The sequence below is a fragment of the Salinicola avicenniae genome (assembly GCF_023736115.1).
Lineage (GTDB): Bacteria > Pseudomonadota > Gammaproteobacteria > Pseudomonadales > Halomonadaceae > Salinicola > Salinicola avicenniae.
On sequence record NZ_JAKQZC010000005.1, the window covers coordinates 258,261 to 269,073 of the forward strand.

Annotated in this window: 9 protein-coding genes and 4 tRNA genes; 4 read left to right on the top strand and 9 right to left on the bottom strand. The window is 60.9% G+C overall.

What is annotated here, in order from left to right; translation table 11 throughout:
* Window positions 1-178 precede the first annotated feature (178 nt).
* The 7 genes from clpX to MC381_RS13330 all read right to left on the bottom strand — a co-directional run bounded on the left by clpX (window position 179) and on the right by MC381_RS13330 (window position 4,246).
* Window positions 179-1,462, bottom strand: coding sequence for an ATP-dependent Clp protease ATP-binding subunit ClpX (gene clpX, locus MC381_RS13300; protein WP_251978236.1), 1,284 nt, complete (start codon window positions 1,460-1,462; stop codon window positions 179-181).
* Between the two features lie 63 nt (window positions 1,463-1,525).
* Window positions 1,526-2,146 carry an ATP-dependent Clp endopeptidase proteolytic subunit ClpP gene (gene clpP / locus MC381_RS13305; RefSeq protein ID WP_251978237.1) on the bottom strand — a complete coding sequence of 207 codons (621 nt, stop codon included), beginning with the start codon at window positions 2,144-2,146 and terminating at the stop codon, window positions 1,526-1,528.
* An 85-nt stretch (window positions 2,147-2,231) separates the two neighbouring features.
* Window positions 2,232-3,587 carry a trigger factor gene (gene tig / locus MC381_RS13310; protein ID WP_251978238.1) on the bottom strand — a complete coding sequence of 452 codons (1,356 nt, stop codon included), beginning with the start codon at window positions 3,585-3,587 and terminating at the stop codon, window positions 2,232-2,234.
* 253 nt (window positions 3,588-3,840) lie between these two features.
* A tRNA-His gene (locus tag MC381_RS13315) sits at window positions 3,841-3,915 on the bottom strand.
* A gap of 23 nt (window positions 3,916-3,938) precedes the next feature.
* Window positions 3,939-4,013 (bottom strand) — tRNA-His (locus tag MC381_RS13320).
* Window positions 4,014-4,046: 33 nt separating this feature from the next.
* A tRNA-Arg gene (locus tag MC381_RS13325) sits at window positions 4,047-4,123 on the bottom strand.
* A 46-nt stretch (window positions 4,124-4,169) separates the two neighbouring features.
* Window positions 4,170-4,246, bottom strand: a tRNA-Pro gene (locus MC381_RS13330).
* Window positions 4,247-4,488: 242 nt separating this feature from the next.
* Between MC381_RS13330 and folD the strand changes: the two genes are divergently transcribed.
* The gene (gene folD, locus MC381_RS13335; protein ID WP_251978239.1) at window positions 4,489-5,346 is read left to right on the top strand and encodes a bifunctional methylenetetrahydrofolate dehydrogenase/methenyltetrahydrofolate cyclohydrolase FolD; all 858 of its coding nucleotides are present in this window, start codon (window positions 4,489-4,491) and stop codon (window positions 5,344-5,346) included.
* A gap of 28 nt (window positions 5,347-5,374) precedes the next feature.
* Window positions 5,375-6,088 (top strand): 5'-methylthioadenosine/S-adenosylhomocysteine nucleosidase, encoded by a 714-nt coding sequence (gene mtnN, locus MC381_RS13340; protein WP_251978240.1) that lies wholly within the window; start codon window positions 5,375-5,377, stop codon window positions 6,086-6,088.
* A 129-nt stretch (window positions 6,089-6,217) separates the two neighbouring features.
* Here the strand turns inward: mtnN and cysS are convergent, their stop codons facing one another.
* Together cysS and MC381_RS13350 are read right to left on the bottom strand one after the other, a co-directional pair.
* Window positions 6,218-7,609, bottom strand: a complete 1,392-nt coding sequence (gene cysS, locus MC381_RS13345; RefSeq protein ID WP_251978484.1) for a cysteine--tRNA ligase — start codon at window positions 7,607-7,609, stop codon at window positions 6,218-6,220.
* 21 nt (window positions 7,610-7,630) lie between these two features.
* A complete protein-coding gene (locus tag MC381_RS13350) occupies window positions 7,631-9,334 on the bottom strand; it encodes a glutamine--tRNA ligase/YqeY domain fusion protein (RefSeq protein WP_251978241.1) in 1,704 nt (567 codons plus the stop codon).
* A 181-nt stretch (window positions 9,335-9,515) separates the two neighbouring features.
* Here MC381_RS13350 and MC381_RS13355 point away from each other — a divergent pair, with 181 nt between their 5' ends.
* Both MC381_RS13355 and MC381_RS13360 read left to right on the top strand, forming a co-directional pair.
* Entirely contained in the window at window positions 9,516-10,010 is a 495-nt protein-coding gene (locus MC381_RS13355) for a peptidylprolyl isomerase (protein WP_251978242.1), read from the top strand.
* Between the two features lie 40 nt (window positions 10,011-10,050).
* The gene (locus MC381_RS13360; protein WP_251978243.1) at window positions 10,051-10,779 is read left to right on the top strand and encodes a UDP-2,3-diacylglucosamine diphosphatase; all 729 of its coding nucleotides are present in this window, start codon (window positions 10,051-10,053) and stop codon (window positions 10,777-10,779) included.
* Window positions 10,780-10,813: the final 34 nt, after the last annotated feature.

Below are 10,813 nucleotides of genomic sequence, written 5' to 3' on the forward strand. Positions count from 1 at the left end.
TATTCCTCGACATACTTTCGGATGGGTGAGCCACCAGAGCGGCAATAGAGTCTACGTGGGGGCAGTGGCAGGCGGATGCAAGTGCCTCGCTGGATTCTCGCAATGCCGGAAACACCAAGGGGGCCATGCGGCCCCCTTGATCCGGCGTAAATGCGCACCTGCGGCGGCACCCAGACGTTCAGCCGTCCTTGTTGGCGACGCGGCCCTCTTCCTGCTTGGAGTAAATCAGCAGAGGATCACTGTCGCCAGCGATGACGGACGCATCGATCACAACCTTACTGACGCCGTCGAGCGACGGCACGTCGTACATGGTTTCCAGCAGTACCGACTCGAGGATCGAGCGTAGCCCTCGCGCACCGGTCTTGCGCTCCATCGCCTTGTGCGCAACGGCGCGCAGCGCGTCCTCGCGAAAGTCCAGTTCGACGCCTTCCATTTCAAAAAGACGTGAATACTGCTTGACCAGCGAGTTCTTCGGCTCAACCAGTATTTCGATGAGCGCCTCTTCGGTCAGCTCGGTCAACGTGGCGATGACCGGGAGACGGCCAACAAACTCCGGAATCAGGCCAAACTTGACCAGATCTTCCGGCTCGACGCCGGCAAGGATATCACCGACACCCTTGTCGCTCTCCTTGCTCTTGACCGAAGCGTTGAAGCCGATACCGCCCTTCTCGGCGCGATCCCGGATCACTTTATCGAGCCCAGCAAAAGCACCGCCGACGATAAACAGGATATTTCCGGTATCGACCTGCAGGAACTCCTGCTGCGGGTGCTTGCGCCCCCCTTGCGGCGGAACGGAAGCTGTCGTGCCTTCAATCAGCTTCAAGAGCGCCTGCTGGACCCCCTCGCCGGAGACATCTCGCGTGATCGAGGGATTGTCCGATTTGCGCGAAATCTTGTCGATCTCGTCAATGTAGACAATACCGCGCTGCGCCTTCTCGACGTCGTAATCACACTTCTGCAACAGCTTCTGAATGATGTTCTCGACGTCCTCGCCCACGTAGCCGGCTTCGGTCAGCGTCGTCGCATCAGCAATGGTGAACGGCACATTCAGCAGCCGCGCCAGCGTCTCGGCCAACAGCGTCTTACCGCTACCTGTCGGGCCGATCAGCAGAATATTGGACTTGCCAAGCTCAATGTCATCGCCCTTGCCGGCAACGCCGCGCAAGCGCTTGTAGTGATTGTAGACGGCCACAGACAGCACCATTTTGGCGCGATCCTGCCCAATCACGTAATCATCGAGCGTGTTGCGAATTTCACGCGGTACTGGAAGACGGTCTTCATCGCTCTCGGCGTCGGCTTCCAGAACCTCTTCGCGAATGATGTCATTGCAGAGATCGACACATTCGTCACAGATGTAGACGGACGGACCGGCAATTAGCTTGCGAACTTCGTTCTGGTTCTTGCCGCAGAACGAGCAGTAGAGCAGCTTGCCGTTGTCGTCTTTGCCTTTACCGTCGGCCATTCGTGTACCTCGTCAGGACGACGGCGCCAGGCGCCGCCGTGTGAAACCTTGACTCAAACGCTATCAGGATACCGGACGCTTATCCAGCACGGCATCGATGAGGCCGTACTCGACGGCCTGCGTGCCGTCCATGAAGTTGTCGCGATCGGTGTCCTGCGCGATCTTGTCGATATCCTGCCCCGTGTGGTCCGCCAGAATGCGATTGAGTTTCTGACGAATGGTCAGGATTTCGCGCGTGTGGATCTCGATATCCGTAGCTTGGCCCTGGTAGCCGCCCAACGGCTGATGGATCATCATGCGCGAGTGCGGCAGACAGAAGCGCTTGCCCTTAGCGCCGCCGGTCAACAGCAGAGCGCCCATGCTCGCTGCCTGCCCGATGCAGACCGTGGACACGTCCGGCTTGACGAACTGCATGGTGTCGTAGATCGACATGCCAGCCGTCACCGAACCACCCGGCGAGTTGATATAAAGATGGATATCCTTGTCCGGATTCTCGGACTCGAGGAAAAGCAGCTGCGCCACGACCAGGTTGGCCATGTAGTCTTCGACCGGCCCCACCAGAAAAATGACGCGCTCTTTGAGCAGACGGGAGTAGATATCATACGACCGCTCACCGCGCGAACTCTGTTCCACCACCATCGGAACCAGGCCGCCGGCATTACTGATGTCGAACTCGTTTTGCATCGCGATTTCCTTACATCCGGTGATTGTCAGGCCCATCGACTAGCGACCCGGCCGCAGCCGGGTCACTTCGCTTACCAAGCACCTATCATGCGTTGGAATCGCTTTCCTCAGCCTCTTCGTCTTCGGCCGCATCCTGAGACTGCTGGGCAGCCTGAAGCACTTGCTCGTAGCTCATGCTGACGTCATTAACCTGGGCCTGCTCGAGCAGCTTGTCAACGGCCTTGTCTTCCAGTACGGCAGACTTGACCTGGTTCTTGAGCTCATCGTTCTGCAGGTACTGCTCGACAACCTGTTCCGGCTGCTGATACTGAGCCGCCAGCTCCTCGGCACGGGCACGAATCTCGTCGTCGCTGGCATCAAGCTCATTCTGCTTGATCACCTCCGCCAGCAGCAGCCCCACCTTGACACGGGTCCGCGCCTGGTCGGCGAACAGCTCGTTTGGCAGCTGGCTGACATCGAAGTCTTCGCCCAGACCGAACTGCTGCGCGGCCTGACGCTTGAGCCCGTCGGTTTCCTGATCGATCAGCGCCTGCGGGACCGCGATGTCATTGGCTTGCTGCAGCGCGTCGAGCGCCTGCTGCTTGACGCGATTCTGGACCGCCTGCTTGACCTCGCGCTCCATGTTGCTCTTGATCTCGGCACGGAACTTGTCCATGTCGCCATCTTCGACACCGAACTCCTTGATGAAGTCGGCATCGACTTCCGGCTGAACCTTGCCGGAAACCTCGTGAACCTTGACCTTGAAAGTCGCTTCCTGACCCGCAAGATGCTCGGCCTGGTAGTCTTCCGGGAAGGTCACGCTGACCTGCTTCTCTTCGCCAGCCGTGGCACCCACCAGCTGCTCTTCAAAGCCGGGGATGAACCGGTTGGAGCCCAATTCGAGCTCGTGACCTTCGGCGGCCCCCCCTTCAAACGGCTCGTCGCCAAGGAAGCCCTGAAAATCGATCTTGACCTGATCCCCCATCTCCGCGGCACGTTCCACCGGCTGGAATGCCGCGCGCTGCGTGCGCAGGGTTTCGATCATCTGGTCGATGTCGGCTTCCGTGATCTCGGTCTGGGGACGCTCGATTTCGGTGCCGTCGATGCCGGCCAGCTCGATCTCCGGATAGATCTCCAGCGTCGCGACAAACTCCAGATCCTTGCCATCCTGATCGACCTTGGGCTCGATCGACGGGTAGCCAGCCGGGTTCAGGCTCTCTTCAGTGACGGCGCGCACATAGTGCTGACGCATCATCTCACTGACGACTTCGTTACGAACGTCCTTGCCATAACGCTGGCGAACGACGGCCATCGGGATCTTCCCTTGACGAAAGCCATTCAGACGAACGCGTTTGGCGGTTTCTTGCAGGCGGGCCGCAACGGCCTCATCGACCTCGGAGGCCGGCACCTGAACGGTGATGCGACGTTCGATCTGGGATGTCGTCTCAACGGAAACTTGCATAGATGATCCTCTACCGACGGGGCGTTCTGTGGTTTCAACTGAAAACAAGAGGGCGATTTTATGAATCCCCATGTCTACTGGCAAGCAGACCTGAGGCGTAAATGGTGCCATTTGGCAAGAAATACAAGGGTAACGTCGAAAAAATGTCTTCTACAGACAATCAGAGACGCACAAGAGAGCATGCATCAGCAGGATTCAAGCAGATACAGAAGAAGACGAGGAGAACGCTGGAGGCAGGAAGCACGAGGCGAAATGGGGTGGATGATGGGGATCGAACCCACGACCACCGGAGCCACAATCCGGGGCTCTACCACTGAGCTACACCCACCATTTCGCAAGCTGTCATCGGTTTGGGGTGGATGATGGGGATCGAACCCACGACCACCGGAGCCACAATCCGGGGCTCTACCACTGAGCTACACCCACCACACCGATACTGCATCGACTGGCCACCATTGTTGGCGCGCCCAGCAGGACTCGAACCTGCAACCTACGGCTTAGAAGGCCGTTGCTCTATCCGGTTGAGCTATAGGCGCATTCCAATACCGGCTGCATCCTCATTCGACCATTTGCGAGATTGCCTGGTCGGGGTAGAGGGATTTGAACCCCCGACATCCTGCTCCCAAAGCAGGCGCGCTACCAGACTGCGCTATACCCCGGACAAATCGCTTGATCGATGACGCTACGAGCCCCTTCGATGCGAGGCGTATTCTACGGATCATTTCTGTCGGGTCAAGCCCTTACGTGATTTTTACGTGCAAACATCGAACCCGGCAGCCGCTGGCAAAGGCCAGGAATCGCAGCAACACCAACCTTCGCGTTGACTGCCGCTCTAGGCATGCGAAAATTGCCGACTTCGTCGGGTACCCATCACCCGCCCGTTATCTAGAAAGGAAAGTCGATGACCGCTCAGTTGATCGACGGCAAACGCATTGCCGGCGCCATCCGTCAACAGGTGAAGACCGAGGTGGAGCAGCGGCTCCAGCAAGGACGCCGCCGCCCGGGATTGGCCGTCATTCTCGTCGGACATGATCCGGCCTCCGAGATCTACGTGAGCCACAAGCACCGCGCGTGTGAAAACGCCGGCATCTCCTCCTTTAGCCACCGCCTCGAAGCCGACACCTCCCAACAGGCACTCGAAGCCGTGATCGACAGCCTGAACGCGGATGATGCGGTCGACGGTATCTTGCTGCAATTGCCGCTGCCTCCCCACCTGGACGCGAATCCTCTCCTGGAACGCATTCGCCCGGACAAGGATGTCGACGGCTTCCACCCCTACAACCTCGGCAGGCTGGCACAGCGCCTGCCTCTGCTGCGCCCCTGCACGCCCAAGGGCATCATGACGCTACTGGAGCAGAGCGGTATCGCCCTGCGTGGCCTCGAGGCCACCGTAGTGGGCGCCTCGAATATCGTTGGCCGCCCGATGTCGCTGGAGTTGCTATTGGCTGGCTGCACCACGACAGTCTGCCATCGCTTTACGCAGGATCTGGAAGCCAAGGTTCGCCAGGCCGACCTGCTGGTCGTGGCGGCAGGCAAGCCGGGATTGATCGATGGTCGCTGGGTCAAATCCGGCGCCGTGGTCATCGACGTGGGCATGAATCGCCGTGAGGATGGGAGCCTGGTCGGCGACGTCGACTTCGACAGTGCCGCCGAGCGCGCCAGCTGGATCACGCCGGTCCCCGGTGGCGTCGGCCCGATGACCGTCGCCACCCTCTTGCAGAACACTTTGCAGGCCGCCGAGCTGCATGACGCAGCCTAGAACGCCTTCTATCCATGACGGAGTCCGCATGCAGACCATTGGAATCATTGGCGCCATGCAGCAGGAAGTTGCCCTGCTCGCGTCGCAGCTCGACAACGCGCGCGTCGAACATCACCCTGGTGGCACCTTCCATTGCGGTGAGCGCCATGGTGTGTCGATCGTGCTGCTGCAATCCGGTATCGGCAAGGTCAACGCCAGCGTGGGCACCACCCAGCTGCTGACCCACTATCGGCCAGACGCCATCATCAATACCGGCTCCGCCGGCGGCTTCGGCAGCGAGCTCGAGGTTGGTGACGTGGTGATCTCGCGTGAAGTGCGCCATCACGATGTCGATGTCACGGCCTTCGGTTACGAGATGGGCCAAGTACCCGGCCTGCCCGCGGGCTTTGCGGCCGATCCCGTGCTGGTCGCCGCCGCTCGCAGCTGCATCGAGTCACTCGGCGAGCTGCGCGTCTTCGAAGGGCTGATCTGCACCGGTGACAGCTTCATGGCCGATCCGCAACGCGTGAATACGACCCGCACCCAGTTCCCGCAGATGCTGGCCGTCGAAATGGAAGCGGCTGCCATCGCGCAGACCTGCCACCTGTTCGACTGCCCCTTCGTGGTCATCCGCGCGCTATCGGATATCGCCGGCAAGGAATCGAACCTTTCCTTTGACGCTTTTCTCGATCAGGCGGCCACGCACTCCGCCAAGATGGTCGATGCCATCGTGGCCAAATTGGCGAAACCGGACAACGAGTAGGCGTCACGATCTGCGCTCCCGGCTCCGAAAACAAGAAACCCCGCCATCCGGCGGGGTTTCTTGTCTGGGAAGCATTTCCTGACAGAGCATGCCCTGACAGCTCGCCCTGACGAGCGCAACTGGATCACGTCAACGATCAGGCGCCTCGAAACTCCAGCGCGTGCCCTCGCGAGAATCCTTGAGCACGATTCCCAGCGCCGCGAGCTCATCGCGAATCCGGTCCGCCTCGGCAAAGTCACGCTGTCGCTTGGCCTCCGCGCGCGCCTCGATGCGCAACTCAATGTCCGCCTCGTCGAGCGGCAAGGCATCGGCACCCGCCTTGAGAAAATCGGCGGGCTCTCGCGTCAGCAGCCCCAGCATTCCCCCGAGGCGCTTCAGTTCCCCGGCCAGCGCTCCCGCCTGCTTCACGTCACTATCTCGCAGACGATTGACTTCACGTACCAGATCGAACAGCACGGCCAGCGCTTCAGGCGTATTGAAGTCGTCATTCATCGCCACGGTAAATCGCTGCGCATACCGAAGATCGACATTCCCGTCAGCGACCGCCACACCGTCCAGCGCATGATAGAAACGCTCGAGCGAACGACGCGCCTCCTCGAGCGAATCCGGCGCATAGTTGATCGGGCTACGGTAGTGACTCGCCACCAGCAGATAACGTACGACTTCGGGGTCATGCACGGCCAGTACGTCGCGGATGGTGAAAAAGTTACCCAGCGACTTGGACATCTTTTCCTGATTCACCCGCACCGCACCGGCATGCATCCAGACATTCACGTAGGGCTTGCCGGTGGCCGCCTCGCTCTGGGCGATCTCGTTTTCATGGTGCGGAAAGGTCAGGTCGGGGCCGCCGCCATGAATATCGAATGTCTCTCCCAGGCAGCAGGTCGACATCGCCGAGCACTCGATGTGCCAGCCCGGCCGTCCCGCCCCCCAGGGAGACGGCCAACTGGCCTCGCCCGGCTTGGCGGCTTTCCACAGGACGAAATCGAGCGGATCCTCCTTATGGGAGTCAACATCCACTCTCGCCCCGGCCCGCATCTCGTCGAGGTTGCGGTTGTTGAGCTTGCCGTAGCCCGCGAACCGCCTGACGCGATAGTAGACATCGCCATTGTCCGCCGCATAGGCATAGCCATTGGCGATCAGCCGCTCGATCATCGCCAGGATATCGTCGACATGAGCGGTGGCCCGCGGCTCCGCATCCGGGCGCAGAACGCCGAGACGCCCCTCGTCTTCATGCATTGCGGCGATCATGCGGTCGGTTAGCTCGGCAATGCTCTCTCCGTTCTCTTCCGCTCGCTTGAGAATCTTGTCGTCGATGTCCGTGATATTGCGAACGTAGGTGACATCGAGACCGGTCTCCCGCAGCCAGCGGGTGATCACATCGAACGCGACCATGACGCGAGCGTGGCCCAGATGGCAGTAGTCGTAGACGGTCATGCCGCAGACATACATGCGCACCTTGCCCGGCTCGATAGGAACCAGCGTTTCCTTCTGTCGCGTCAGCGTGTTGTAGATCTCCAGCGCCATGCTCTTCCTTGCCCCTCAGCCCTGCTTTTTCTGGATCTTGGCCCAGGAGTCCTTGAGCCCCACCGTACGATTGAAGACCAGCTTGCCATCGCGACAGGCGTGGCGGTCCGCACAGAAGTAGCCCACCCGCTCGAACTGAAAGCGCGACTCGGCCTCGACGTTCGCCAGCGCCGGCTCGGCAATGCCCTCGACAGTCACCAGCGACTCAGGATTGAGACTCTCGAGGAAGTCGCCATCCTTGTCACGATCCGGCGCCTCGTGCAGGAACAGGTTGTCGTAAAGGCGGACTTCGACGGGTACCCCGTGGGCGGCGCTGACCCAGTGAATCACGCCCTTCACCTTGCGTCCTTCGGGATTCTTGCCGAGCGTCTCGAAGTCGACGCTGCAGTGAAGCGCCTCAACCTCGCCATCGGCACCCTTGATCACGTCGTCGCAGCGGATCACGTAGCCATTGCGCAGGCGCACTTCCTTGCCCGGCGCCAGCCGGAAGAACTTCTTCGGCGGCTCTTCCATGAAGTCGTCGCGATCGATCCAGATTTCTCGAGTCAGCGGTAGGCGCCGCGTTCCCATGTCATCGCGCGCGGGATGGCCTGGCACCTCGAACACTTCGTCGTGATCTTCGGCAACATTGGTCAGCACCACCTTGAGCGGCTTGAGCACGCACATGGCACGCGGCGCATTGTCTTCGAGATCGGACCGGATCGCGAAGTGCAGCATGGCGATGTCGACCACGTTCGCCGCCCGGCTAACGCCGGTCATATCGCAGAACTTGCGCAGCGACGCCGGCGTATAGCCTCGCCGGCGCAACCCCGAGATCGTCGGCATACGCGGGTCATCCCAGCCATCGACAACGCCTTGATCCACCAATAGCTTCAGCTTGCGCTTCGACGTCACCGTGTAATTGACGTTCATGCGCGCGAACTCCGTCTGCCGCGGACGGTTCGGTACCGGCAGATGATCGAGGAACCACTCGTAAAGCGGACGATGGTCCTCGAATTCCAGCGTGCACAGAGAATGCGTAATGCCCTCGATCGCGTCTGACTGCCCGTGGGCGAAGTCGTAGGACGGATAGATTTTCCAGGCGTCGCCGGTCTGATGATGGTGTGCATGGCGAATGCGATAGAGGATCGGATCGCGCAGATTGATGTTCGGTGCCGCCATGTCGATTTTCGCGCGCAGCACCTTGCTTCCCTCGGCGAACTCACCGCGCCGCATGCGATCGAGCAGGTCGAGGTTCTCGTCGACGCCGCGCTCGCGATAGGGGCTTGGTCGACCCGGCTCGGTCAAGGTCCCTCGGTACTCGCGAATCTCGTCAGGCGAGAGATCGTCGACATAGGCATTGCCTTCGCGAATCAGATGCTGTGCCCAGGCGTAGAGCTGGTCGAAATAATCGGAGGCGTAGTGGACCTCGCCGCTCCACTCGTACCCCAGCCAGCGAATATCTTCCTGGATCGCGTCGATGTAGGCCTGCTCTTCCTTGGCCGGATTGGTGTCATCGAAACGCAGATTGCAACGCCCGCCGAACTGTTCGGCCAGGCCGAAATTGACCCAGATGGATTTCGCGTGACCGATATGCAGGAAGCCGTTCGGCTCCGGCGGAAAACGGGTAACGATGTCGGCAGCCTGACCCGATTCGATCTCGTCGCGAATCTGGTTGCGCAGGAAGTTCGGGGCCCCGTTTTGAGTCTCGGCATTATCGACGCGGCTTTCGACGCTCATGGAATGCAGGCAACCTCTGTAATTCGAATGATCGGCCGACGTATCGGCCCGGATGGCGGCAGGTTAACACGCGCGCTCAGCGGTTTCTCCCGCTCGCGCAAAACAGCTATTATAGCGCGACGCGCGACGCCGGCGCCAAGCCGGCGAACATTCCGTACCGCCCTATCGTTCAGGAAGTCTCATGATCGTTTTGCATACCAATTACGGCGTCATCAAGCTCGAGCTCGATCACGACAAAGCCCCCAAGACTGCCGCCAACTTCGAACAGTATGTTCGCGACGGCCACTATGACGCCACGCTGTTCCATCGCGTGATCGACGGGTTCATGGTGCAGGGTGGCGGCTTCGACACCGATTTCGAGCAGAAGGCCACGCGCGCGCCGATCGAGAACGAGGCCGACAACGGGCTCCCTAACCACAAGGGCGCGGTCGCCATGGCGCGCACCCAGGACCCGCACTCCGCCAGCGCCCAGTTCTTCATCAACGTCGGCGACAACGACTTCCTCAACCACCGCGACAAGAGCGTCCAAGGCTGGGGCTACTGCGTTTTCGGCGAAGTCACAGAAGGTATGGACGTGGTCGACAAGATCCGCAAGGTCGCCACCGGCCGCCGCGGCATGCACAGCGACGTGCCAACCGAGGACGTGATTCTCGAGCGCGCCGAGGTGCAGTCGTAATCGTGTCTCGCGACCACCAACGCCCGGGAGATTTCATCGCATGCAACTGTTGATCGCCGACCTGCACCTGCAGCCCGACCAGCCCGAGATCGCCAAAGGGTTCATCGACTATCTGCGAGGCCCGGCGCGCGAGGCGTCGTCACTGACCATCCTCGGCGATCTGTTCGAGGCCTGGATCGGTGACGACTATCGCGGGGATTTCGAACAGAAGATCATCGCCGAACTGCGGGCCTGCCATGAGGCGGGCACCCGCCTGGCCTTCATGCACGGCAATCGGGATTTCCTGATTGGCGAATCCTTCGCCGCCGATAGCGGCTGCGCGCTGCTCGATGACCCGACCGTGGTCGAGCTGGCGGGCCAGCGCGTCCTGCTGATGCACGGCGATAGCCTGTGCACCCGCGACGAGGCCTACATGGCCTTTCGCCAGCAGTCGCGCAACCCGGCCTGGCAGGCGCAGATCCTGGCCATGCCGGTCGAGGAGCGTCTTGCACTGGCCAAGCAGTTGCGTCAGCAATCCGGCGAGGCCAACTCCAACAAGGCCGAGGACATCATGGATGTCACGCCGTCGGCGGTTGTCGAAGCGATGCGGACGCACGGGGTCGCGGTGATGATCCACGGCCACACTCACCGCCCCGCCGTTCACAAGCTCGACATCGACGGCCAGGCCGCCACCCGCTATGTGCTCGGGGACTGGCGCCCGGACCAGGGCTGGCAGCTGCGCGCCGAGGCGTCGTCACTGACGCTGGAGTCGTTTCCCCTGTCCCCCTGAGCAACCCGCCCGTCATCGTCCGTTGGACGGCGGC

Excerpts from the sequence above, each read along its gene's own strand:
- mtnN (WP_251978240.1), top strand. The coding sequence starts at position 5,375 with ATGCAGACCATTGGAATCATTGGCGCCATGCAGCAGGAAGTTGCCCTG.
- clpX (WP_251978236.1), bottom strand. The coding sequence starts at position 1,462 with ATGGCCGACGGTAAAGGCAAAGACGACAACGGCAAGCTGCTCTACTGC.
- MC381_RS13355 (WP_251978242.1), top strand. The coding sequence starts at position 9,516 with ATGATCGTTTTGCATACCAATTACGGCGTCATCAAGCTCGAGCTCGAT.
- MC381_RS13350 (WP_251978241.1), bottom strand. The coding sequence starts at position 9,334 with ATGAGCGTCGAAAGCCGCGTCGATAATGCCGAGACTCAAAACGGGGCC.
- folD (WP_251978239.1), top strand. The coding sequence starts at position 4,489 with ATGACCGCTCAGTTGATCGACGGCAAACGCATTGCCGGCGCCATCCGT.
- MC381_RS13360 (WP_251978243.1), top strand. The coding sequence starts at position 10,051 with ATGCAACTGTTGATCGCCGACCTGCACCTGCAGCCCGACCAGCCCGAG.
- clpP (WP_251978237.1), bottom strand. The coding sequence starts at position 2,146 with ATGCAAAACGAGTTCGACATCAGTAATGCCGGCGGCCTGGTTCCGATG.
- tig (WP_251978238.1), bottom strand. The coding sequence starts at position 3,587 with ATGCAAGTTTCCGTTGAGACGACATCCCAGATCGAACGTCGCATCACC.